Annotated in this window: 24 protein-coding genes; 10 read left to right on the top strand and 14 right to left on the bottom strand. The window is 71.6% G+C overall.

Annotated elements, in window-relative coordinates; translation table 11 throughout:
• The first annotated feature begins 12 nt into the window (after positions 1 to 12).
• Positions 13 to 1,584, top strand: coding sequence for an alpha/beta hydrolase (locus ACZ6S4_RS08480; RefSeq protein ID WP_465474268.1), 1,572 nt, complete (start codon positions 13 to 15; stop codon positions 1,582 to 1,584).
• Here the strand turns inward: ACZ6S4_RS08480 and ACZ6S4_RS08475 are convergent.
• On the bottom strand, positions 1,535 to 1,990 hold the full coding sequence (locus ACZ6S4_RS08475) for a potassium channel family protein (RefSeq protein ID WP_465474267.1): 456 nt from the start codon (positions 1,988 to 1,990) through the stop codon (positions 1,535 to 1,537). The two genes, ACZ6S4_RS08480 and ACZ6S4_RS08475, sit on opposite strands and share 50 nt — an antisense overlap.
• A gap of 65 nt (positions 1,991 to 2,055) precedes the next feature.
• Between ACZ6S4_RS08475 and ACZ6S4_RS08470 the strand changes: the two genes are divergently transcribed.
• Positions 2,056 to 2,565 carry a GNAT family N-acetyltransferase gene (locus tag ACZ6S4_RS08470; RefSeq protein WP_465474266.1) on the top strand — a complete coding sequence of 170 codons (510 nt, stop codon included), beginning with the start codon at positions 2,056 to 2,058 and terminating at the stop codon, positions 2,563 to 2,565.
• Positions 2,566 to 2,569: 4 nt separating this feature from the next.
• Here ACZ6S4_RS08470 and ligD read toward each other — a convergent pair whose 3' ends face one another.
• The 3 genes from ligD to ACZ6S4_RS08455 all read right to left on the bottom strand — a co-directional run bounded on the left by ligD (position 2,570) and on the right by ACZ6S4_RS08455 (position 4,814).
• Positions 2,570 to 3,595 carry a non-homologous end-joining DNA ligase gene (gene ligD, locus ACZ6S4_RS08465; RefSeq protein ID WP_465474265.1) on the bottom strand — a complete coding sequence of 342 codons (1,026 nt, stop codon included), beginning with the start codon at positions 3,593 to 3,595 and terminating at the stop codon, positions 2,570 to 2,572.
• Positions 3,596 to 3,674: 79 nt separating this feature from the next.
• On the bottom strand, positions 3,675 to 4,208 hold the full coding sequence (locus tag ACZ6S4_RS08460; RefSeq protein WP_465474264.1) for an LPXTG cell wall anchor domain-containing protein: 534 nt from the start codon (positions 4,206 to 4,208) through the stop codon (positions 3,675 to 3,677).
• Between the two features lie 117 nt (positions 4,209 to 4,325).
• On the bottom strand, positions 4,326 to 4,814 hold the full coding sequence (locus ACZ6S4_RS08455; RefSeq protein WP_465474263.1) for a PH domain-containing protein: 489 nt from the start codon (positions 4,812 to 4,814) through the stop codon (positions 4,326 to 4,328).
• A 76-nt stretch (positions 4,815 to 4,890) separates the two neighbouring features.
• Here ACZ6S4_RS08455 and msrB point away from each other — a divergent pair, with 76 nt between their 5' ends.
• Positions 4,891 to 5,295 carry a peptide-methionine (R)-S-oxide reductase MsrB gene (gene msrB / locus ACZ6S4_RS08450; RefSeq protein WP_465474262.1) on the top strand — a complete coding sequence of 135 codons (405 nt, stop codon included), beginning with the start codon at positions 4,891 to 4,893 and terminating at the stop codon, positions 5,293 to 5,295.
• Here msrB and ACZ6S4_RS08445 read toward each other — a convergent pair.
• The 6 genes from ACZ6S4_RS08445 to ACZ6S4_RS08420 form a co-directional block, all read right to left on the bottom strand.
• On the bottom strand, positions 5,276 to 5,761 hold the full coding sequence (locus tag ACZ6S4_RS08445) for a dihydrofolate reductase (RefSeq protein ID WP_465474261.1): 486 nt from the start codon (positions 5,759 to 5,761) through the stop codon (positions 5,276 to 5,278). The two genes, msrB and ACZ6S4_RS08445, sit on opposite strands and share 20 nt — an antisense overlap.
• Before the next feature lie 64 nt (positions 5,762 to 5,825).
• Positions 5,826 to 6,623 (bottom strand): thymidylate synthase, encoded by a 798-nt coding sequence (locus ACZ6S4_RS08440; protein ID WP_465474260.1) that lies wholly within the window; start codon positions 6,621 to 6,623, stop codon positions 5,826 to 5,828.
• Between the two features lie 71 nt (positions 6,624 to 6,694).
• Positions 6,695 to 6,949, bottom strand: coding sequence for a hypothetical protein (locus tag ACZ6S4_RS08435; protein ID WP_212987662.1), 255 nt, complete (start codon positions 6,947 to 6,949; stop codon positions 6,695 to 6,697).
• 74 nt (positions 6,950 to 7,023) lie between these two features.
• On the bottom strand, positions 7,024 to 7,236 hold the full coding sequence (locus ACZ6S4_RS08430) for a DUF397 domain-containing protein (protein ID WP_360549554.1): 213 nt from the start codon (positions 7,234 to 7,236) through the stop codon (positions 7,024 to 7,026).
• 60 nt (positions 7,237 to 7,296) lie between these two features.
• Entirely contained in the window at positions 7,297 to 7,902 is a 606-nt protein-coding gene (gene wrbA, locus ACZ6S4_RS08425; RefSeq protein ID WP_465474259.1) for an NAD(P)H:quinone oxidoreductase, read from the bottom strand.
• 74 nt (positions 7,903 to 7,976) lie between these two features.
• Positions 7,977 to 8,252 (bottom strand): isoamylase early set domain-containing protein, encoded by a 276-nt coding sequence (locus tag ACZ6S4_RS08420; RefSeq protein ID WP_465474258.1) that lies wholly within the window; start codon positions 8,250 to 8,252, stop codon positions 7,977 to 7,979.
• A gap of 76 nt (positions 8,253 to 8,328) precedes the next feature.
• On the opposite strand from ACZ6S4_RS08420, the gene ACZ6S4_RS08415 reads away from it, so the two are divergent.
• Positions 8,329 to 8,820, top strand: a complete 492-nt coding sequence (locus ACZ6S4_RS08415; RefSeq protein ID WP_465474257.1) for a GNAT family N-acetyltransferase — start codon at positions 8,329 to 8,331, stop codon at positions 8,818 to 8,820.
• On the opposite strand, the gene hemQ is transcribed toward ACZ6S4_RS08415, so the two are convergent.
• From hemQ to hemE, 3 genes are all read right to left on the bottom strand, one after another.
• Positions 8,769 to 9,476, bottom strand: a complete 708-nt coding sequence (gene hemQ, locus ACZ6S4_RS08410) for a hydrogen peroxide-dependent heme synthase (protein WP_360826708.1) — start codon at positions 9,474 to 9,476, stop codon at positions 8,769 to 8,771. The two genes, ACZ6S4_RS08415 and hemQ, sit on opposite strands and share 52 nt — an antisense overlap.
• Before the next feature lie 85 nt (positions 9,477 to 9,561).
• Positions 9,562 to 10,959, bottom strand: a complete 1,398-nt coding sequence (gene hemG / locus ACZ6S4_RS08405) for a protoporphyrinogen oxidase (protein ID WP_465474256.1) — start codon at positions 10,957 to 10,959, stop codon at positions 9,562 to 9,564.
• A gap of 84 nt (positions 10,960 to 11,043) precedes the next feature.
• On the bottom strand, positions 11,044 to 12,072 hold the full coding sequence (gene hemE / locus ACZ6S4_RS08400) for a uroporphyrinogen decarboxylase (RefSeq protein ID WP_465474255.1): 1,029 nt from the start codon (positions 12,070 to 12,072) through the stop codon (positions 11,044 to 11,046).
• An 86-nt stretch (positions 12,073 to 12,158) separates the two neighbouring features.
• Between hemE and ACZ6S4_RS08395 the strand changes: the two genes are divergently transcribed.
• A complete protein-coding gene (locus ACZ6S4_RS08395; RefSeq protein WP_212987669.1) occupies positions 12,159 to 12,731 on the top strand; it encodes a DUF3000 domain-containing protein in 573 nt (190 codons plus the stop codon).
• On the opposite strand, the gene ACZ6S4_RS08390 is transcribed toward ACZ6S4_RS08395, so the two are convergent.
• On the bottom strand, positions 12,728 to 13,726 hold the full coding sequence (locus ACZ6S4_RS08390) for a S1C family serine protease (protein ID WP_465474254.1): 999 nt from the start codon (positions 13,724 to 13,726) through the stop codon (positions 12,728 to 12,730). The two genes, ACZ6S4_RS08395 and ACZ6S4_RS08390, sit on opposite strands and share 4 nt — an antisense overlap.
• A 168-nt stretch (positions 13,727 to 13,894) precedes the next feature.
• Here ACZ6S4_RS08390 and ACZ6S4_RS08385 point away from each other — a divergent pair, with 168 nt between their 5' ends.
• The 5 genes from ACZ6S4_RS08385 (at position 13,895) to ACZ6S4_RS08365 (ending at position 21,400) form a co-directional block, all read left to right on the top strand.
• Positions 13,895 to 15,235 (top strand): ribonuclease D, encoded by a 1,341-nt coding sequence (locus ACZ6S4_RS08385; protein ID WP_465474253.1) that lies wholly within the window; start codon positions 13,895 to 13,897, stop codon positions 15,233 to 15,235.
• Positions 15,236 to 15,783: 548 nt separating this feature from the next.
• Positions 15,784 to 16,980 (top strand): thiolase family protein, encoded by a 1,197-nt coding sequence (locus ACZ6S4_RS08380; protein WP_465474252.1) that lies wholly within the window; start codon positions 15,784 to 15,786, stop codon positions 16,978 to 16,980.
• Between the two features lie 8 nt (positions 16,981 to 16,988).
• The gene (locus ACZ6S4_RS08375; RefSeq protein WP_465474649.1) at positions 16,989 to 19,049 is read left to right on the top strand and encodes a 3-hydroxyacyl-CoA dehydrogenase NAD-binding domain-containing protein; all 2,061 of its coding nucleotides are present in this window, start codon (positions 16,989 to 16,991) and stop codon (positions 19,047 to 19,049) included.
• Positions 19,050 to 19,202: 153 nt separating this feature from the next.
• The gene (locus ACZ6S4_RS08370) at positions 19,203 to 20,348 is read left to right on the top strand and encodes a hypothetical protein (RefSeq protein ID WP_465474251.1); all 1,146 of its coding nucleotides are present in this window, start codon (positions 19,203 to 19,205) and stop codon (positions 20,346 to 20,348) included.
• Positions 20,349 to 20,515: 167 nt separating this feature from the next.
• Complete coding sequence (locus ACZ6S4_RS08365; protein ID WP_465474250.1) at positions 20,516 to 21,400, top strand: DUF2637 domain-containing protein; 885 nt, start codon at positions 20,516 to 20,518, stop codon at positions 21,398 to 21,400.
• Positions 21,401 to 21,562: the final 162 nt, after the last annotated feature.

Genomic DNA, 21,562 nt, shown 5'->3' with positions numbered 1-21,562 from the left:
AGGCCGCGCACTGTGCCGCGTACCCCCCGCCTGGTCCTGGCCGCACTGGTCGCCGCGGTCATCGCGACCGCCGGTTGCACGCTGCCGGTCTTCGCCCCCGACGACCCCGACGGCGCCGCGCCGGTGACCACCGGCAGCCAGGCGCCGCCCGCGGTGCCCGGCACCCAGGCGCAGTGGACGCCCTGCCCGGACGTGCCCGAGCAGCTGGTCGGCCGGGCCGCTTCCGGCATGACCTACGACTGCGCCAAGGTGGCCGTGCCGCGCAACTGGGCGGCCCCGCAGTCCGGCGAGACCTACGACGTCGCGATGATCCGGATCCGCTCGGCCACGCAGCACGACCGGATCGGCTCGTTGCTGGTCAACCCCGGTGGCCCCGGCGGCTCGGGCATCGACTACTCGGTCTACGTCTCCTTCGGCCAGGCGCTGGGCGGGCTGCCCACCGAGGTGACCGACCGGTTCGACATCGTCGGTTTCGACCCACGCGGCGTCGGGCGCTCCGACCCGATCAAGTGCATCAGCAGCAAGGACCAGGACGCCACCTTCGCGGCGGCGCCGGATCCCGAGAGCGAGGCCGAGTTCCAGGAGGTCGTCGCGCTCAACAAGCGCGTCGCCGAGGGCTGCGGCCAGAAGTACGGCCCCCAGCTCCCGTTCTTCTCCACCGAGCAGGCCGCCCGCGACATGGACGCGATCCGCGCGGCTGTCGGCGACCAGAAGACGACCTACCTGGGCCTGTCCTACGGCACCCTGCTCGGCGCCACGTACGCCCAGCTCTTCCCGGACAAGGTGCGGGCGCTGGTGCTCGACGGCGCGATCAACCCCAAGCAGGACTTCATCGCCGGCTCCGAGGCGCAGGCCAAGGGCTTCGAGCGGGCGTTCACCAACTTCACCACCTGGTGCAAGACCAACGCGGCCAAGTGCCCGATCGCCCCGGACGCCCGTGGCGCGGTCACCGACGCCCTGGCCAAGGCCGAGGCGTCCCCGGTCGAGGGCCCCGACGGCCGCGAGGCCACCCCCGGCTGGATCTTCGTGGCGGTGATCTCGTCGCTCTACACCGAGTCCGGCTGGCAGCAGCTCGCCAAGGCGGTCGACGGCCTGCAGACCGGCGACGCGAGCGACATCTTCGACCTCGCCGACCAGTACGCCGACCGCAAGCCGGACGGCAGCTACTCCAACCTGTTCGACGCCAACCTCGCGGTGAACTGCGCGGACACCGCCGGCGCCCCCACGGTGGAGAAGATCCGCCAGCTGCAGGGCGAGTGGCGCAAGAAGTACCCGCTGTTCGGTGCGGCGCTGGCGATGGGCATGCTGCCGTGCACCTTCTGGCCGGGCGCCCGGGACCCGTACCCGGCCGGTGCGGCCACCGGCGCGCCGCCGATCGTGGTCGTCGGCACCACCGGTGACCCCGCGACGCCGTACGAGAACACCGCCGAGCTGGCCAAGATGCTCGGCACCGGGCAGGTGCTCACCTGGGAGGGTGAGGGACACACGGCGTATCCCAGCACCAAGTGCATCGTCGACGCGGTCGACGGCTACCTCATCGGTCTGGAGATGCCGAAGGAGGGGCTGCGCTGCCCTCCGCGGTGATCCCCTCGCGGGCGGCCAGCTCCGCCAGCAGCTGACGCACCTCTCGCAGGTTGTTCTTCAGCTCCTCCTGCTCGTCGTGCTGGAACGCGTCGTGATCGACGATGAGCTTGCTGGCGAACTGGGCCGTGATCAGCGGGACGACGATCAGCACCATGAGCGAGATGAGCAGGCCGGCCATCACGCGGCCCACGCCCGTCTTGGGCGAGATGTCGCCGTAGCCGACCGTCGAGGCGGTGACCACCGCCCACCACAGGGCGTCGCCGTAGGACACGTCCTCGACGAAGTGGTAGATCACGCTGCACATCGTGATGAGCAGCGAATAGGACAGGATCAACGTGGGCGGCGAGTTGGCGAGCCAGACCAGCCCGCGGTAGATCCCCCGCACCGGGACCAACAGCAGTCGCATGCGGTCATCGTGCCCGGCCGTGGCCAGTCGGCGGCTCAGCCCGTCGGGCGTGTCAGGATGGCCGCGTGGCCCACGTGATCTTCCGCAGCGCGACCCGCGCCGATGTCCCGGCGATCCTCGAGCTGCTCACCGACGACGAAATCGCCCGCTCCCGCGAGGCCGGCGCCGCGCCGCCGTCCGGCCCACCCGGCGCCGAGGCCGCCGGTGGCCTCACTCCCGAGGCGGTGGACGCGGCCGGCTGGGCGGCCTTCGAGGCGATCGACGCGGACCCGCGCAACGAGCTGATCGTGGCGGACGAGGACGGCACGGTCGTCGGCACCTGCCAGCTCACCTTCATCCCGTCGCTGAGCCGGCGCGGCGCCGAGCGGATGACCATCGAGGCGGTCCGGGTGCGCGGTGACCTGCGCGGCCGCGGCATCGGCCGGGCGATGATGGCCTGGTCGCTGGAGCGGGCCCGGGAACGCGGCTGCGGCCTGGCCCAGCTGACCACGGACAAGCGCCGCACCGACGCCCACCGCTTCTACGCTTCGCTGGGTTTCCAGGCCTCGCACGAGGGCTTCAAACTCGCGCTCTAGCCGGTCACCAGTTCGCCTCGTTCTTGCGGCTGGGCTGCACCCGCGGCGGCTCGCCGGGCATCTTCGGGTGGTCGGGCGGGTACGGCAGGTCGCCTAGCCCGGCCTGCTCGTCCCGCGCCGACCACTCCAGCAGCGGCGCGATGTCGTGGGCGACGTCGTCGATCCCGGCGTGCGGGTCACCGACCTTGGCGAACCGCTCGGGCACGGTCCGCAGGTCGAAGTCGTCCGGCTCGACGTCGGGCAGCTCGGCCCAGGTCACCGGCGTGGAGACGGTGGCCCGGCCGTTGGCGCGCAGCGAGTACGCGCACGCGATCGTCCTGTCCCGGGCCGTCTGGTTGTAGTCCAGGAAGACCCGCTCGCCGCGCTCCTCCTTCCACCACGCCGTGGTGATCCGCTCCGGGCTGCGGCGCTCCACCTCGCGGGCCAGCGCGATCGCCGCCCGGCGCACGTCCACGAAGGAGTGGGTCGGGGCGATCCGCACGTACACGTGCACACCCCGGCCGCCGGAGGTCTTCGGGTAGCCGGTCCAGCCCAGTTCATCCAGGACCTCGTGCACCACCCCGGCGGTGGTGATCACGTCGCCGAAGTCGGTGCCCGGCTGCGGGTCCAGGTCGATGCGCAGTTCGTCCGGCTGGTCCGGGGACGCGGCCCGCACCGGCCAGGGGTGGAAGACGATGGTGCCCATCTGCGCGGCCCAGGCGACGTGCGCGAGGTCGGCGGGGCAGAGCTCGTCGGCCGTACGCCCGCTCGGGAAGGTGATCGTGGCGCTCTCGACCCAGGCCGGTACGCCGCGGGTGGAGATCCGCTTCTGGAAGAACATCTCCCCCTCGATGCCGTCGGGGAAGCGTTGCAGTGTCGTCGGGCGGTGGTCGAGCGCGCGCATGATGCCGTCACCGACCGCCAGGTAGTACTCGAAGACGTCCCGCTTGGTGTAGCACCGCTGCGGGAAGACGACCTTGTCGGGACTGCTCAGCCGTACCGGCCGGCCGGCGACCTCGACCTCGACGGCGGGTGACTTCGACGATGCCATGCCAAGACCTTAAGCCCGCAACGGCGAAGGCCGCCCCCGGATGTTCCCGGGGACGGCCTTACGAGGCAGTTGGCGCTGCTCAGGCGCTGCGACGACGCCGGCCGTAGTACACGGCGGCCGCGCCGCCCGCGACCATCAGGCCGCCGAGCGCGATGGTGAGACCCATCGGCGCGCCGGTCAGCGGGAGCGTGCCGCCCGCGCTGACGCCGCCCGGGGTGCTCCGGCTCGGCGCCGGCGAGGTGGCCGGGCTCTCGCCGCCCGGCGGGACGGTGTCGACGCTGGCGGTCGGCGTCGAGGGGCTCGGCGACGGCGTCGGGCTCTCGCCGCCGTAGCCACCGCTGCCGCGGGTGGGCCCGGTGCCGTTGTCGTCCGGCGTGGCACCGGTGTCGCCCGGCGTGTTGTCGCCCGGCTTCTCGTCGTCGGTGTAGCCGTAGTCGCACTTGTCGCCACGCTGCACCTCGGAACACGGCGTGGTCATCACGGCCGGCTGCTTGGCGCGAGCGGCGGACTCGTCGCCCGTCGCGGCGGCCGGGGCCCCGGTGAGGGCCAGAGCGGCGAGGACGGTGACGCCGGCCGCGGGCAGTCCAGCGGCCAACCGGCGCGTCAAACTCATGAAGGGAATCCGTTCTGTTGCGGTAAGTCCGTCTTGGTCCGGTGGGAGCTTAGCGGCTAATGCCGGATTTGGTGGCATTGCCCCTCCGGCGAGTCCCCACCGAATAGGTGAACGGGCTCAGCTCGGCAGGCCACCGAAGCGGTGACTGCGCCACAGGTGGGACAGCGCGAAGAGCTTGAGCTCGAACTGCGGATCGGCGGCGAACAGCTCACCGCTGTACGGCGCCTGCAACTGCACGCTGGCGCCGGACTCCAGGTAGACGGAGACGACCGTGCGGGCGCCACGGCGCTCGGCCCGCAGATCCACGACCCGGCTCCACGGCTGCACCCCCGCGCCGAACGGCGTCACGGTCCGGATGCCGCCGGCGTCGATCTCGGTGCCCAGCCGCGGCCGCAACAGCACCCCGGCCAGCGCCCCGGCCAGCGGCGGACCGAACGCCAGCACCGGCCACACCCAGGCCGGTGGCGCGGCGGCCGCGGTCCAGGCGAGGGCCACCATCGTGGCGAGGAGACCGGCCGACACTCCCACCACCGCGCCCAGCACGCCGAGGTACATGCCACGGGCGAGGGCCTGCTGCCAGGTGGGGCTGAAACGGGTCGCATCCATGACCGTTCAACGGCTGCGGCCCGGCCCGTCGGCGCACTGGCGGTGCGCCGCTGCCGTACCGACGTACCTTTGGAGCATGGCAACTGACAAGACCACCCTGCCCACCACCGAAGAAGAGTGGCGGGTCCGCCTGAGCCCCGACGAGTTCCGGGTGCTGCGCCAGGGCGCCACCGAGCCGGCCTGGCGCGGCGAGTACGTCGACACCAAGACCGAGGGCACCTACGAGTGCCGGGCCTGCGGCGCCGCCCTGTACCCGAGTGACACCAAGTTCGACTCGCACTGCGGCTGGCCGTCCTTCGACGACGCCATCCCGGGCGCGATCAAGGAGATCGAGGACCGCAGCCTCGGCATGGTCCGCACCGAGATCCAGTGCGCCCGCTGCGGCAGCCACCTGGGCCACGTCTTCCGCGGCGAGATGATGACGGCCAAGAACACGCGGCATTGCGTGAACAGCCTGTCGATCAAGCTCGACCCGAAGTGAGCTCCTCCACGGTGTAATGCACGCCGGTGTTCGATGTCCTGGTGTCGGCACCGGCGGTGAGCTGCCATTCCGGCCCCAGCCGAGGGGCGAAGGTGTCCCCCTCGACGGCGAGGTCGATGCGGGTCCGCACGATGTGCCCGGCGTGCGGCAGCAGCGCGGTGTAGACCGCCGCCCCGCCCATCACCCAGAAGTCGTCGTGGACCCGCAGCAGCTCGCCGACCGAGCCGAAGGTCTCGGCGCCCGCGGCCGCCCAGCCCGATTGCCGGGTCAGCACCACGTTGCGCCGGCCGGGCAGCGGCCGGAAGCGCTCCGGCAGCGAATCCCAGGTGGCCCGGCCCATCACCACGGTCGCGCCCATCGTGCGCTCCCGGAAAATTTTCTGCTCGCCGGGCACGTGCCAGGGGATCGCCCCCTTGGCGCCGATGACGCCACCACGCGCCTCGGCCCAGATCATGTGGATCGTCATACTGAGCCTTCCCCCGGCATGCCCTCCTGGCCCTGCACTGGCACGCTCGCTCCGGTGCAGTCGGTCATACCGCGACCGGCGCGCGCAGAGCCGGGTGGTGCTGGTAGTCGACCACCGAGAAGTGCTCGTAGGTGTAGTCGAAGAGCGACTCCGCCGGCGCGATCTCCAGCTTCGGGAACGGGTACGCGGGCCGGCTGAGCTGCTCGCGCACCTGCTCGACGTGGTTGGCGTAGATGTGGCAGTCGCCGCCCACCCAGATGAAGTCGCCGGGGATCAGCCCGGTCTGCGCCGCGATCATCTGCGTCAGCAGCGCGTAGCTGGCAATGTTGAACGGCACGCCCAGGAACATGTCGGCGCTGCGCTGGTAGAGCTGGCAGGAGAGCCGGCCGTCGGCGACGTAGAACTGGAACAGCGCGTGGCACGGCGCGAGGGCCATCTCGGGCAGCTCGGAGACGTTCCAGGCCGAGACGATCATGCGGCGCGAGTCGGGGTCGCGGCGCAGCGTGGCGAGCAGCTCGCTGATCTGGTCGACGTGGCCACCGTCCGGGGTGGGCCAGGACCGCCACTGCTTGCCGTAGACCGGTCCCAGCTCGCCGTTCTCGTCGGCCCACTCGTCCCAGATGGTCACGCCGCGCTCGCGCAGCCATTGGGTGTTGCTGTCGCCGCGCAGGAACCAGAGCAGCTCGACCGCGACCGACTTGAAATGCACCCGCTTGGTGGTGATCAGCGGGAAGCCCTGGGACAGGTCGTAGCGCAGTCGCTCACCGAAGAGGCTGACCGTGCCGGTGCCGGTGCGGTCCGCCTTCGGGATGCCGGTCTCGAGGACCCGGCGCAGCAGCTCTTCGTACTGGGTGTCGACCATGGCGCCACGCTAGCGCCTCCGCCGCCCCGGAGCCGAGAGGGACCCAGGCGGCGGAGGTCACATCGCCGCCGTCAATGGGCCCAGGACTCACTCATGGCGGAGATCTGCTGGTTCAGCTGCTGGAGGTCACGGTTCGGTTCCTCGCGCTGCTTGGCCGGGTCGACCGCGGAGAAACCGAGCTGAGTGCCGAGCTGCTGCCAGCGGGCGAACAGGATGGACTCCATGAGCACGTCCTTGACGTCCTCGTGGGCTGCCTCGAGCTCATGCACGGCGGCCTCGTACCGCTCCACCTTTTTGAGCAGGTCAGAACTCTCGTGAATGGTCATACCGGCAGGCTACCCAGAAATGAACCCTTTTCAGGTTGATATCCGGATACCGAGGAATGTCCGTCCAGGCCACGCTACAGGTCGAACTCGCCGTCCTTGGCGCCGCCGACGAAAGCGTCCCATTCGTCCGGCGTGAAGAAGAGCACGTCGCCGTCGGGCTTACGGGAGTCACGGACGGCGACGCCACCGTCCAGCAGGGCGACCTCCACGGCGGCGGCACCCGGCTGCGCGGTACCGCCGCTGCGGCGCCATACGGCGTTGGTCAGATCAGCCTCGAACTTTTTCACGCCGCACAGTGTGCCAAGTCACGGCCGCGGACGTAAGGGCTGTAACCGGTACGGGTGTCGTCAGTCCTTGAGCTTGCCGGCGATCTTGACGATGCGCTGGGCCAGGTGGTCGAGGGCGGCGTTCTCGGAGTCACCCAGCGGGTTGTCGTTGTTGCCACCGGTGACGTGCGAGACGCCGTACGGGTTGCCGTCCGCGAACTTCAGCGGATCGGTGTAACCCGGGGCGACAACCACGCCGCCGAAGTGGTGGATCGTGTTGTACAGCGCGAGCAGCGTCGACTCCTGGCCGCCGTGCGCGGTCATCGAGGCGGTGAAGCCGGCGTACGCCTTGTCGGCGAGCAGGCCCTGCCCCCACTGCGGCCCCAGCGTGTCCAGGAACTGCTTGAGCTGGCTGGCCACGTTGCCGTACCGGGTGGGCGTGCCGAACAGCACGGCGTCCGCCCAGACGATGTCGTCGGCGGTCGCCTTGGGCTCGTCCTTGGTGCGGTCGAAGTGCTGGCTCCACGCCGCGTTCGAGGCGATGGCCTCCTGCGGCGCGAGCTCCGCCACCTGACGCAGGCGCACCTCGGCGCCCGCTTTCTCCCCCGCCTGGGCGATCCGCTCCGCCATGGCGTGGACCGTGCCGGTCGAGGAGTAGTACACGACTGCGAGCTTCACGTTAGCCACAAAAGCCCCTTCCGTAGTTGCTTGTAGCGTCAACTATTCCGGAAAGGCTTGCCCGGGCGCAGCCGAACGAAACGTCAGAGCACAATTTCACTGCCGTGCGGCCCGACCGCGTCGGCGTGCTCATCGTCCAGCCACACCCCGTCGCTGGCGAGATACCGGAAGCGGTAATGACCCGGCTCCAGCCGCACGGTGACCGTCCGGGTGCCGTCCCGCCGGTCCTTGAGCTCGTGCAGGCCCGGTTCCCAGTCGTTGAACGTGCCCACCACGCTCACCGGCCCGGCCGGGGCGTCCTTGGGCAGGCAGAACGTCACCCGGGTCTTGTCGCCGAAGAGCTTGCTTCGCTTGATCATTCTCGCCTCCAGAGTGCACGGCTCCTCCTGCACCAACGCGTGAGGGTGCGTTCCGGTGACGCCTAAAATCCGACTCATGCATCCGGAGCCCCGAGACGAGATCCGGGTGGCGTCGTTCCGCGACCTCGACGCCACCACCCTGTACGCGATCCTGAAGCTGCGCGTCGACGTGTTCGTGGTGGAGCAGAAATGCCCGTACCCGGAGCTGGACGGGCGCGACGACGAGCCCGGCACCCGCCACGTGTGGCTGGCCCGGGGCGACGAGATCCTGGCCTACCTGCGAATCCTCGACGACGGCGGCACCGAGCGGATCGGCCGCGTGGTGACCGCCGCGAACGCGCGCCAGGGCGGCTACGCGAGCAGGCTGATGACCCACGCGCTCGAGGTGATCGGCAACCGGCCGAGCACGCTGGAGGCGCAGGCGTATCTCACCGGCTTCTACAGCCGCTTCGGCTTCGTGCCGACCGGACCCGAGTATCTGGAGGACGGCATCCCCCACGTACCCATGAAGAGGTCTCAGGGCAGGGCAGCCACGAGCTCGGTGACGGAACGGCGGCGACCGGTGTAGAACGGCACTTCCTCGCGGACGTGCCGGCGCGCGGTCGACGCGCGCAGGTCACGCATCAGGTCGACGATGCGGTGCAGCTCGTCGGCCTCGAACGCCAGCATCCACTCGTAGTCACCCAGCGCGAACGAGGCAACCGTGTTGGCCCGCACGTCCGGGTAACCGCGGGCCATCTTGCCGTGCTCGGCCAGCATGAAACGCCGCTCCTCGTCGGGCAGCAGGTACCACTCGTAGGACCGGACGAACGGGTACACGCAGATGTACGGGCGGGCCTCCTCGCCGGCCAGGAACGCCGGCAGGTGGCTCTTGTTGAACTCGGCCGGGCGGTGCAGCGCCATCTGGGACCAGACCGGTGCCAGGTGGCGGCCCAGCGCCGTCCGGCGGAAGAGCCCGTACGCCTCCTGCAGCGCGTCCGGCGACTCCGAGTGCCACCACACCATGATGTCGGCGTCGGCGCGCAGGCCGGCCACGTCGTACGTGCCGCGCACCACCACGTCCTTGCCGAGCAGCTGCTCGAACAGCGCGTCGACCTCGCCGGCCAGGTCCTCGCGCAGGGCCGGCAGCGGCGACGCGACCTTGAAGACCGACCACATGGTGTAACGGATCGTCGCGTTCAGTTCCTTGACCCGCGCGGCATTGGTCTGCGGCTGATCGGTCATCGCTGTGCCTCCTTTGCGATGCCCTTCTGGCCCTCGCAGTCGCGGCCGTCGGCCGCACTCGCTCGGTGATGCTCGGTGCAGGCGGTCATCGCTCCTCCAGGTGTTTCAGGACGTCGTCGGCGGCGCTCTCGCCGCTGGCCACACAGGCCGGAATGCCCACCCCGTCGTACGCGGCGCCGGCCAGCACCAGGCCGGGCCGGTCGCTGAGCGCCGCCCGGGCCCGGGCCACCCGGTCGAGATGCCCCGGGGCGTACTGCGGCAGGCCGCCACCCCAGCGTTGCACCCACGTCTCCACCGGCGGCGGCAGCTCGCCGCCGAGCAGCCGGCCCAGCTCGGCATGGGCGGTCGCGGCCAGCACGGGATCGGGCGGCTGCAGCCGCTGCTCCTCGCCGGCCCGGCCCAGCGAGGCCCGGATGATCACCGGACCGCCCTCGCGGCGCAGGTGCGCCCACTTGTGGGTGAAGAACGTGGCCGCCTTGACCAGGGTGCCCTCGGTCGGCGGCACCAGGAAGCCGGACAGGTCGGGCAGCGGCGTGCCGGGCGGCAGCGCCATGGCGATCAGCGCGACGCCGGCGTAGTCGAGCGCCTCGATCTCGGCGGCGGCGGACAGGTCCACCCCGGCGAGCATGCGGGCGGCGGGCCTGGCCGGCACGGCGAGCACGACGGCGTCGACATCGTCGGTCTGCGGCGCCGGGACCGGGCCCAGCAGCAGCCGCCAGCCGTGCGGGGTGCGGGCGATCTCGCGGACCGGCAGGCCCAGGCTGATCCGCGCGCCGGTGGCGGCCGCCGCGGCGGCGACCAGCTGGGTCATCCCGCCGTCGACCGCGCCGAAGACCGGCCGGCCGGGCACGCGCGCGGCGGCGGCCTGAGCGGCGCGCACGGCAGCGGTCAGGGTGTGCTCGGTGCGGGCGGTGCGGGCCAGGGCGGGCATGGTGGTGGCCAGGGAGAGGCGGTCCGCGCGGCCGGCGTACACGCCGCCCAGCATCGGGTCGACCAGCCGGTCGGCGACCTCGTCACCGAACCGGGCCCGGACCAGTGCACCCACGGCGACGTCGGCGCCAGGATCAAGCAGCGGACGGCCCTCGTCGCGGTCCAGGCCGGCGGCCGGCCGCGCGACCGCGCCGAGCAGGCTCAGATCCCCGGGTACGCCGACCAGCGTCCCCTTGGGCACCGGCTGCAACACGCCACCGATCGCCAGGGCAGCCGGAATGGCGGACGGGTGCACGATGCGATCACCCAGCCCGAGCCGCCGCACGAACCGCACGGCCGCGGACTCGCCACCATCGGGCCCGCCGATCAGGAAGGACTCGGCCCCCCGCTCGACGGTGCTGCCGGCCAGCTCCCCGGTGCGCAACTTGCCACCGAGCCGCCCGGACTGCTCGTAAATGATGATCTCGGTATCAGCGGGCGCCCGGTCCCGGATCCGCACGGCAGCAGCCAGCCCGGCGATCCCGCCGCCGACGACCGCAACCCGCTTCCGCACGGAACCAACATTGTCAGGTCACGATGCTCCGCGGCCACCGGGGTACTTCGATGTGACAGGCACGGCACGCACCTTCGCCGAGGCTCAGTCCGTATGGATCAGCTCGACGAGGCGGGTGAGGACGTCGGGGTCGGTTTCCGGCATGACGCCGTGGCCGAGGTTGAAGATGTGGCCCGGAGCCGCCTTGCCCTCGGTCAGCACCCGGCGGGCCTCGCGCTCCACCACCTCCCACGGCGCGAACAGGATCGCCGGGTCCAGGTTGCCCTGGACCGCTTTGTCCGCCCCGATCAGCGTCGTCGCCTCGTCCAGCGGGGTCCGCCAGTCCACCCCGACCACGTCCGCGCCGGCCTCGCCCATCGCCCGCAGCAGCACCGCCGTGCCCACCCCGAAGTGGATCCGCGGCACCCCCGCGTCGGCCAGCCCACTCAGCACCTTCGCCGAGTGCGGCAGCACATACCGGCGATAGTCAGCCTCGGACAGCGCGCCCGCCCACGAGTCGAAGAGCTGGACCGCGCTCACCCCGGCCCCGGCCTGGACCCGCAGGAACGCCAGCGTGATGTCGGCCAGCCGAGCCAGCAGGGCGTGCCAGAGGTCCGGCTCGCCGTACATCATGGCCTTGGTCTTCAGGTACGTCCGGGACGGTCCGCCCTCGATCAGGTAGCTGGCCAGGGTGAAAGGTGCCCCGGCGAACCCGATCAGCGGGATCGGGCCGAGCTCGGGCACCAGCAGGCGCACGGCCTCGTCGACGTAGCCGACATCGGCCGGCTCCAGCGGGCGCAGCCGGGCCACGTCCGCGGCCGTCCGGATCGGCTCGGCCACCACCGGGCCGGTGCCGGCCACGATGTCCAGGTCGACGCCGGCCGCCGCCAGCGGCACCACGATGTCGCTGAACAGGATCGCGGCGTCGACGCCGTGCCGGCGTACCGGTTGCAGGGTGATCTCGGTGACCAGATCGGGCCGGCGGCAGGACTCCAGCATCCCGACCCCCGCGCGGATCTTGCGATATTCGGGCAGCGAGCGGCCCGCTTGTCGCATGAACCAGACGGGCGTGTGCGGCACCGGCAGGCCGCGGCAGGCCCGGACGAACGCCGAATCTTCGAGGATCGTGGTCACCCGCGACATCGTGCCACGTGAGTGAACGGCGTCGTGCGGCGCGCCGCGCGGGCCGGTACCGCGGTGATCGGCATAGGCTTCGAGGCATGGGTCCCACGTCCGCCGCACCCGAGGCGTTCACCCGCGCCGTCACCGGGCTGCGGGCTGCCGCGCCCCGCGAGGAGATCCTGCTCGAGGAGATCGCGGCGCCGCAGCGGCTGGCCCCGTACGGCTTCGCCCTGAGCGCCACCGTCCTGCGCGACGGTGACGAGGTGGCCAGCGGCCGGCTGATCCTGCTGCACGACCCGGCCGGTCACGACGCCTGGCAGGGCAACCTGCGGCTGGTCACGCTGATCACGGCGGAACTGGAGTCGGACATGGCCGGCGACCCGCTGCTGCCGGCGGTGGCGTGGACCTGGCTCACCGACGGTCTGGAGCAGCACGCGGCGGCGTACACGGCGATCGGCGGCACGATCACCCAGACGACGTCGACCCGCTTCGGCGAGCTGGCCGGCCCGGCCCCGACAGCCGACCTGGAGATCCGCGCCTCCTGGACCCCGACCTCGGAAGACCTGGGCGCCCACCTGCAGGGCTGGTGCACCATGCTCGCCTCCACCGCCGGCCTGCCCCCACCCGGCGTGACCGCCCTCGGCAACCGCCAACGAGCGGGCGCGAACTAACAGACCTTGAAGGTGTCGCAGGCGGTCTTGATCGGGACGGCCAGGCCGATGCCTTCCGCGTCCCGGGCCTTGGCCGTGGCCAGCCCGATCACCTCGTCCGCGCTGTTCACCACCGGACCGCCGGAGTTGCCCGGGTTGATCGGGGCGTCGAACTGGATCGTCGGGCCTTCCGAGTCGTCCGGCCGGTACGCGCTCACCACCCCGGTCGTCACCGTGTCCTCCAGGCCCAGCGGTGCGCCGACCACCACCACCTGCTGACCCGGTTTGACCGTGGCCGGCGCGGTCTCCAGCCCGGCGATCTTGCGGTTGGCGCGCAGCAGGGCCAGGTCGTTGCCCTTGCTGACCTTGACGATGGTCGCGGTCACCTCGTCCTTGCCGCGTTCCAGGAAGACCTTGCGGGCGCCGGAGTTCCAGACCGACTCGACCACGTGGAAGTTCGTCAGCAGGTTGGCCTGGCCTTCCGCCGCCTTGTCGCCGACCGAGAACGCCGTACCGGTGAAGTTGCCGGCCCGGACCCGGAAGACGCTCGGCAGCACCGACGACGAGATCGCCTCGGGGTCGAAGACCGCGGCGAGCTTCTGCTCGAGCTTGTCCGCCCGCTCGGTGAGCTGGTCCTGGCGTTGCAGCGCGCCGGCCAGTTGCTCCGCGCTGGCGCCGAGCCGGCTGTCCACCCGGTCGAGCTGCCAGGCCTGCCAGCCGGCGACCAGGAGCAGCACCAGGACCAGGAGCATCGTCATCAGGCGGCTGCGGCCGCGGCCGTTGAGCACGGCCGGCTCGGTCGCCGGATCGGCCACCACGGGGTACGCGGCCGCGCCGTCCGGCGACGGCAGGTACGGCGCACCGAACCGGCTCGCCGGGCGCGGATGACCGAACCGGGGCTCGGGCCGGTGCGCGGTGGCCCATTCGCCCGAGGGGTGGTCGGGCAGGCTGAGCAGCGGATCCTGCGGTGGCCGGCGCGGGCCCGGCACCCCGAAGGGGTCGTAGGCGGTCGTCATGCGGCGCGGGCCTCCCGAGTATCGACGCTCCGGTGTCTAGTACGGACGGGAAGGGGTCCGCGGACGGGCGTGCGCGGGCTTTCTTGAAACAGGCCCGAGTGGATCGAGGCCCGACGCGCCGGGACCCGGCTGCGCACACCGGGGGCGGTACCCCCGTACGGTTACGGAGTGACCGACGAAGCACCCCTGCGCCGTCGGGACGCGCCGGACCAAGCAGGGGACGGACCGCACGCCGTGCCGCCCGACCCGATGTCTGGCGGTCCCGAGAGCGAACCTGCCCGCACTTCCGTTCCCCTCACCGCACCCCGCGACGGCACGCCCCGGCCGGTCGAGACCGCCGCTGAGCTGGCCGAAGTGGTCGCGCGGATGACCGCGGGCTCCGGCCCGGTGGCGGTCGACGCCGAGCGCGCGTCCGGCTACCGCTACACCCAGAAGGCCTACCTGGTGCAGTTGCGCCGGGCCGGTGCCGGCACGGTGCTGATCGATCCGATGCCACTGGACGACCTGCGCACCCTGGACGAGGCTCTGGCCGAGACCGAGTGGGTGCTGCACGCGGCCAGCCAGGATCTGGCCTGCCTGGCCGAGGTGGGGATGAAGCCGCGCCGGCTGTTCGACACCGAGCTGGCCGCCCGGCTGGCCGGTTTCGAGCGGGTCGGGCTGGCCGCGCTCACCGAGCAGCTGCTCGGCTACTCGCTGGAGAAGCACCATTCGGCGGCGGACTGGTCGACCCGGCCGCTGCCCGAGTCCTGGCTGACGTACGCCGCCCTGGACGTCGAGCTGCTCACCGACCTGCGTGATCTGCTGGCCGCCGAGCTGGAGCGGCAGGGCAAGTCGGCGTGGGCCGCCGAGGAGTTCGCGGCCCTGGTGGCCAGCGCAGACCGGCCGCCGCGCAGCCGGCCCGACCCGTGGCGGCGCACCTCCGGCATCCACCGGGTCCGCGGCGCCCGCGCCCAGTCCCGGGTCCGCGCCCTCTGGTACGCCCGCGACGGTGTGGCGGCCCGCCGTGACTCGGCACCGGGCCGGGTGCTGCCCGACTCGGCGATCATCGCCGCGGCCGAGCTTGACCCGAAGGACGAACGCGCGCTGCTGGCCCTGCCGGGCTTCGGCGGCCGGTCGGTGCGCCGGCTGGCCCGGGTGTGGCTGGACGCCCTGGACGCGGCCCGCGCCCTGCCGGACGACGAGCTACCGGTGAACGTGCCGGTCGACGGCCCGCCCCCGCCGCACCGCTGGGCCGAGCGGGACCCGGTCGCGGCGGCCCGGTTGCAGCGCTGCCGGCAGGTCGTGATCGGTACGGCCGAAGCACACACCCTGCCCCCGGAGAACCTGATCAGCCCGGACTTCATCCGCCGGCTGGCGTGGTCACCGCCGCAGGACGTGACACCGCAGACGGTGGCGGACACGCTGCGTGGCTTCGGCGCCCGGAACTGGCAGGTGGGCCTGATCGCCGACGGCATCGCCAAGGTCCTCCCGGAGCCGCCCCCGGTCGCCCCACCGCCGCCGACCGACTGATCCACACATCGCCTGCCGCGACCGCTTGCCGGTCGCGGCAGGCGTTTTTCGCCTTGCAAGCAGCCGGCAATCGCCAGAAGTGCCCTGTATCACCTGTAGGCGTGCTTACGTGCCGTGGCGACCAGTCCCCGCGGCGCCTACTCCCCGTCTCAACCCGGCAGGCTCTGCAACGGGGACAATCAGCAGATCTTGGTAAAAATCGGCCCCTATGGCGGCCATTCTCTACCAAGATCTCCCCGCCGAGGCGAGGCGTGAGGCGAGGCTTCGCGCGGGCGCGTGAGGTGGAGGCGTAGCCGGGGGGTGCCCGCTGCGCGGGCGAGGGTGAGTGGTCCCGCACCTGGCAGGGAGCGCAGCGACCGGTCTCGGCGGGAGCGACGGTCAGCACCATGCAACCAGGCACGACCGGAAATTGATCTTGCTCTTGTTCCTGGGTCCCAGGCGACCGCGTGAAATTGATTTGTCTCTCACATAGCTTCAAAGCAGGAGCCGGGTAGGCAACAATGTTACCGGCGAGTAGCATGGAGTCCCCGCCTGCAAGGAGGCTTGTTGTGCCCCGAGTAAGCCGTGAGGTCGTCTTCGTCGACGGCGTCCGCACCCCGTTCGGCAAGGCGGGCGGCATGTATGCCGAGACCCGCGCCGACGATCTGGTGATCCGCTGCATCCGCGAGTTGATGCGGCGCAATCCGCAGCTGCCGCCCGAGCGGGTGGACGAGGTGGCCATCGCCGCCACCACGCAGATCGGCGACCAGGGCCTGACCATCGGCCGGACCGCCGCGCTGCTGTCCGGGCTGCCCAAGACCGTGCCCGGCTACGCCATCGACCGGATGTGCGCCGGTGCCATGACCGCGGTGACCAACGTCGCCGGCGGCATCGCCATGGGCGCCTACGACGTCGCGATCGCCGGCGGCGTCGAGCACATGGGCCGGCACCCGATGGGCGAGGGCGTCGACCCCAACCCGCGGATCCTGGCCGAGAAGCTCGTCGATCCGTCCGCCCTGGTCATGGGGGCCACCGCGGAAAACCTGCACGACCGGCTGCCGGGCATCACCAAGGAGCGGGCCGACGCGTTCGGCCTGGCCTCGCAGGAGAAGACCGCCAAGGCGTACGCGAACGGCAAGCTGCAGCCCGACCTGGTCCCGGTGGCCGTGCGCGACGCCGAGCAGGGCTGGGGCCTGGCCACCGCCGACGAGGCGCCGCGGGAGACCTCGATGGCCAAGCTGGCGACTCTCAAGACGCCGTTCCGCCCGCACGGCAAGGTCACCGCGGGCAACGCGGCCGGCCTCAACGACGGCGCCACCGCGGCCCTGCTGGCCAGCGAGGACACCGCCCGCGAGCTGGGCCTGCCGGTCGCCATGCGGCTGGTCAGCTACGGCTTCGTCGGCGTCGAGCCCGAGGTCATGGGGTACGGCCCGATCCCGTCCACGGAGAAGGCACTGCGCCTGGCCGGCCTGACCATCGACGACATCGGCCTGTTCGAGCTCAACGAGGCCTTCGCCGTGCAGGTCCTGGCGTTCCTCGACCACTTCGGCATCGCCGACGACGACCCGCGGGTCAACCCGTGGGGCGGCGCGATCGCCATCGGCCACCCGCTGGCCAGCTCCGGCGTGCGGCTGATGACCCAGCTGGCCCGGCACTTCACCGAGCACCCCGAGGTGCGGTACGGCATCAACGCCATGTGCATCGGCATCGGCATGGGCGGCACTGTGATCTGGGAGAACCCCCACTGGGAAGGTGCGGACAAGTGACCACGGCTCTGCCTGACTACCCGAACGAGGTCGTGACCAAGGCGCTGCTGCGTCTCGTGAAAGTGCCGGGGCTGGACAAGCCCGCCGCGCTGATCACCCTCGACAACGGCCTGGACTACAAGAAGCCGAACAGCTTCGGCCCGGCCGGGCTGCGCTCGCTCGACGAGGCGATCACCAAGGCCACCGAGGCCGAGCCGGCGTTCATCGCGCTGACCGGCAAGCCGTACATCTTCTGCGTCGGCGCCGACATCACCGGCATGCCGTTCATCACTCAGCGGGAGCAGGCTGTCGCCCTCGGCGAGCTGGGGCACGCGGTCTTCGCCCGGCTCAGGAGCAGCAGCATCCCGACGTTCGCGTTCATCAACGGCGCGGCACTCGGCGGTGGCCTCGAGGTCTCGCTGCACTGCCACTACCGCACGGTGTCGACCGGGGCCGCGGCGCTGGGCCTGCCCGAGGTCGCCATCGGCCTGATCCCCGGCTGGGGCGGCAGCCAGCTGCTGCCCAACCTGATCGGCGTACCGGGCGCGGCCCAGGTGATCCTGCAGAACCCGCTGACCCAGAAGGTGCTCCGGCCCAAGCAGGCCCGCGAGCTGGGCATCGCCGACGAGCTCTTCGAGGCCGCCGACTTCCTCGAGCGCTCGCTGGAGTGGGCCACCGGCGTCGTCAAGGGCGAGGTCACGCCTCAGCGCCCCGAAGTCGACAAGGACATGTGGGAGGGCGTGCTCTTCTTCGCCAAGCAGCAGCTCGACGAGCGCCTGCACGGCGCGGTCCCGTCGGCCAACAAGGCCCTCGAGCTGCTCGCGCTGGCCAAGGACGCCTCGTTCGAGGACGGCACTGCCGCCGAGACCCAGGTGCTCGCCGACCTGATCATGGGCGACGAGTCGCGCGCCAGCCTGTACGCGTTCGACCTGGTGCAGCGCCGCGCCAAGCGCCCGGTGGGCGTGCCGGACAAGTCGCTGGCCCGCAAGGTCACCAAGGTCGGCATCGTCGGCGCCGGTCTGATGGCCTCGCAGCTGGCCCTGCTGTTCGCCCGGCGCCTGCAGGTGCCGGTCGTCATGACCGACCTGGACCAGAGCCGGGTGGACAAGGGCGTCGACTACGTCCGCGGCCAGATCGACAAGATGGTCGGCAAGGGCCGGATGGACGAGGGCACCGCGGCCAAGCTGCGCGGCCTGGTCAGCGGCTCGGTCGACAAGTCCGTCTTCGCCGACGCCGACTTCGTGATCGAGGCCGTCTTCGAGAACCTCGACCTGAAGAAGCAGATCTGGGCCGAGCTGGAGAAGATCGTCACCCCTGAGGCGATTCTGGCGACCAACACGTCCTCGCTGTCGGTGACCGAGATGGCGGCCGACCTCGAGCACCCCGAACGGGTCGTCGGCTTCCACTTCTTCAACCCGGTCGCGGTGCTGCCGCTGCTCGAGATCATCAAGGGCGAGCGCACCGACGACGCGACCCTGGCCACGGCGTTCGCCGTCGGCAAGGAGCTGCGCAAGTCGTCGGTGCTGGTCAAGGACGCCCCGGCGTTCGTGGTCAACCGGCTGCTGACCCGCTTCACCAGCGAGGTCTTCAACGCGATCGACGCCGGCACCCCGCTGGACGTGGTCGACACGGCGCTGGACCCGCTGGGCCTGCCGATGCGCCCGATCGCGCTGCTGCAGCTCGTCGGCCCGGCGGTCGGGCTGCACGTGGGCGAGACGCTGCACCGGGCCTTCCCGGACCGCTTCGGCGACAGCCCCAACCTCCGCAAGATCGTCGACGCCGGCCTGCCGCTGATGGTCGACGACGAGATCAACCCCGAGGTGGTCAAGCTGGTCGAGGGCGGTTCCGCCCCGCTGACCGGCGACGAGGTACGCCGCCAGGCGCTGGACGCGCTGGCGCAGGAGATCCGGCTGATGCTGGACGAGGGCGTCGTGGCCGAGGCACAGGACATCGACCTGTGCATGCTGCTGGGCGCCGGCTGGCCGTTCCACCTGGGCGGCGTGACGCCGTACCTGGACCGAAGCGGCACCTCGGAACGCGTGACCGGCAAGCGTTTCCTGCCGCCGGGCGTGGCGAGCGTGCCCGCCTGACGCGCTGTCCGTGACGGAACCGACGTCCCCGTGCCTGCCCCTTGGCGCGGGGACGTCTTCCGTACCAGCGGCAACCAGCCGGTACGCCGATGACCACCGGCCCCGGCCGGCGACTAGGCTCCGACGTGCTGTAGCCCGATCGATGGAGCGTTGATGTCGCAGCCGCCGAACCAGCCCTACTCGGGCCAGCCCTACCCTGGCCAGTCCCAGCCCGGACAGCCCTACCCCGGCCAACCGCAGCCTGGGCAGGCCTATCCAGGCCAGCCGCAGCCCGGCCAGCCCCAGCCTGGGCAGGGTTATCCGGGCCAGCCGCAGTCCGGGCAGCCCTACTCCGGGCAGGCCTATCCGGGGCAGCCGCCGGGTGGTGAGCAGCCCTGGTCCAGTCCGCCGGGCTCGGGTCAGCCGTACCCGGGCCAGCCGGGGTATCCCGGCCAGCCGTACCCGGGCCAGCCGAACCCCGACGTGCCCGCCTCCGTGCCTCCGCAGCCGGGTTATCCCCCGCAGCCGGCCTACGGGCCGCCGTCGTACCCCCCGCCGGATTACACCCAGGTCGACTACAACCAGCCGGAGTACGCCCAGTCCGGCTACCAGCAGCCGGGCTACCCCCAGCCCGGCTATCCGCAGCCCGGCTTCCCGCCGCCGAAGAAGAAGTCACGGGCGCTGCCGATCACCCTGGTGTCGATCGCGCTGGTGCTGGTCCTCTGCGTCGGTGGCGGCACCGCCGTCTATCTGGCCGGCCGGAACACCGCCGAGGGCATCGCCGACGCCATCTCCTCGGCCGCCCCGACGACCCAGCCGACCCGGCCGACCCGGCCGACCGAGCCGGTGACGCCCACGGCCACCATCAGCATCGTCGAGCCGAAGACGCTCGGCGGCCGGCCCAAGGTGACCGACCCGGCCTTCGCGGACCGGGTCGAGCAGCTCGAGAGCAGTCTCGCGCTGGTGCCCGGCGCCACCCAGACCGTCGGTGCGCTCTACGGCACGCCGGCGAAGCAGGACATCGTCGTGGTGGTGGCGGCCAAGACGCTGGTGCCGAACCCGAAGAAGGAGCTGGACAGCGCCTTCACCGGGCCGGGGGTCTCCGAGCTGAACCTGACCGGTGTGGCGAGCATCCCGGCCGGACCGCTCGGCGGCGTGGCCAAGTGCGCCAAGGGCAACGCCGGTGGGGCACCCCTGTCGATGTGCGGCTGGGCGGACGAGGGCAGCTCCGGCCTGGTGTTCTGGTACTTCACCTCGCTGAGCGACGCCAAGAAGGAGTTCATCAAGCTGCGGGGCCAGGTCGAAAAGAAGTCAAACTGACACGCCGATAGGCCGCGTCACACGTTCGCATCGCTCCTGACACGAACGCGACGCGGTCTATCGGGTTGCGCTCATCGATGCCGTACCGAAACATCGACGCGACAGGATGATCGGCCGGGTCCCGCACGGGTCCCGGTTCTTCGTTTCGAGCTGGCAAGGAGCGTCCGGTGGTACTCCCGCAACTTCGCCGTGTCCGCTGGGCCGTGCGAGCGACCCTGGTCCTGGGCGTCGCGGCCTCCGTGGTCGCGAACATTCTGCACGCCCTGGACAACCCGATCAGCCAGGCGATCGCCGCCTGGCCGCCGCTGGCCCTGCTGCTGACGGTCGAGCTGATCTCGCGGGTCCCGGTCCACCGCCGCTCCCTGGCCTTCGCCCGCCTGATCGCCACGGCAACCATCGCGGGCATCGCGGCCTGGGTCTCCTACTGGCACATGGCCGGCGTAGCAGCCCGCTACGGCGAAACGGGCGCCTCCCCCTACCTCCTGCCGCTGTCAGTGGACGGCCTGATCGTCGTAGCCAGCATCTGCCTCGTCGAACTGGCCGGCCGCATAACCGCCCTCGAAACCGAAGCCCGAGCAACAACCACCCGGCCAACAACTCCCCCGGCCGGCACCCACGTGGCCGCCAGTCACGTGGCCGCCACTCACGTGGCCCCGAACGATGGCCGCGACGACAGCCTGAGCGTGCCCGGCCTGATCCCCGTGCCCACGGCCGCCAACGCCCGCCGCGGCCCCACGACAACGGCAGCCCTGGCCGAAGTAGCCGCAGCCCTGCCGCGAAAGACCCTGCCGAAAACCCGCGGCGCCGAAGTCTCCGACTTCGCCCCCGCCCTGACCCGCCAGAGCAGGGTCACGGCATCAACCAAGGCCGCGAAGCCTTCGGCCAAGCCCCGCCGAACCCCGGCCCAGACCCTGGAAGCAGCCGCGAAGATCAAGGCCGCCCATCCGGAAATCACCGAGGCCGACCTGGCGGCGCAACTGGGAATCAGCGCATCCCGCTGGCGCACAATCCGCCGCCAAGCAGACCAGGCCGACCTGCGCCTAGCAGCCTGAAGCAAATCCCCCAGCGCGGCCAGCACAGGTTTTGGGGGGGGGGGGGGGGGGGGGGGGGGGGGTGGGGGGGGGGGGGGGTGGGGGGGTGGGGGGGGGGGGGTGGGGGGGTGGGTGGGGGGGGGGGGGGGGGCCTCCCCCTCGCCACGAGGCCGGCTGTGCGGG

Source organism: Actinoplanes sp. NPDC051405 (assembly GCF_055586185.1).
Note: the sequence above shows the minus strand (reverse complement) of the source record. Positions and strands in the feature narration are given on the sequence as shown.

What these genes read in the sequence shown, in the direction of transcription:
- ACZ6S4_RS08475 (WP_465474267.1), bottom strand. Translation starts at nt 1,990, where the DNA reads ATGCGACTGCTGTTGGTCCCGGTGCGGGGGATCTACCGCGGGCTGGTC.
- ligD (WP_465474265.1), bottom strand. Translation starts at nt 3,595, where the DNA reads ATGGCATCGTCGAAGTCACCCGCCGTCGAGGTCGAGGTCGCCGGCCGG.
- ACZ6S4_RS08460 (WP_465474264.1), bottom strand. Translation starts at nt 4,208, where the DNA reads ATGAGTTTGACGCGCCGGTTGGCCGCTGGACTGCCCGCGGCCGGCGTC.
- ACZ6S4_RS08455 (WP_465474263.1), bottom strand. Translation starts at nt 4,814, where the DNA reads ATGGATGCGACCCGTTTCAGCCCCACCTGGCAGCAGGCCCTCGCCCGT.
- msrB (WP_465474262.1), top strand. Translation starts at nt 4,891, where the DNA reads ATGGCAACTGACAAGACCACCCTGCCCACCACCGAAGAAGAGTGGCGG.
- ACZ6S4_RS08445 (WP_465474261.1), bottom strand. Translation starts at nt 5,761, where the DNA reads ATGACGATCCACATGATCTGGGCCGAGGCGCGTGGTGGCGTCATCGGC.
- ACZ6S4_RS08440 (WP_465474260.1), bottom strand. Translation starts at nt 6,623, where the DNA reads ATGGTCGACACCCAGTACGAAGAGCTGCTGCGCCGGGTCCTCGAGACC.
- ACZ6S4_RS08435 (WP_212987662.1), bottom strand. Translation starts at nt 6,949, where the DNA reads ATGACCATTCACGAGAGTTCTGACCTGCTCAAAAAGGTGGAGCGGTAC.
- ACZ6S4_RS08420 (WP_465474258.1), bottom strand. Translation starts at nt 8,252, where the DNA reads ATGATCAAGCGAAGCAAGCTCTTCGGCGACAAGACCCGGGTGACGTTC.
- ACZ6S4_RS08415 (WP_465474257.1), top strand. Translation starts at nt 8,329, where the DNA reads ATGCATCCGGAGCCCCGAGACGAGATCCGGGTGGCGTCGTTCCGCGAC.
- hemQ (WP_360826708.1), bottom strand. Translation starts at nt 9,476, where the DNA reads ATGACCGATCAGCCGCAGACCAATGCCGCGCGGGTCAAGGAACTGAAC.
- ACZ6S4_RS08395 (WP_212987669.1), top strand. Translation starts at nt 12,159, where the DNA reads ATGGGTCCCACGTCCGCCGCACCCGAGGCGTTCACCCGCGCCGTCACC.
- ACZ6S4_RS08390 (WP_465474254.1), bottom strand. Translation starts at nt 13,726, where the DNA reads ATGACGACCGCCTACGACCCCTTCGGGGTGCCGGGCCCGCGCCGGCCA.
- ACZ6S4_RS08370 (WP_465474251.1), top strand. Translation starts at nt 19,203, where the DNA reads ATGTCGCAGCCGCCGAACCAGCCCTACTCGGGCCAGCCCTACCCTGGC.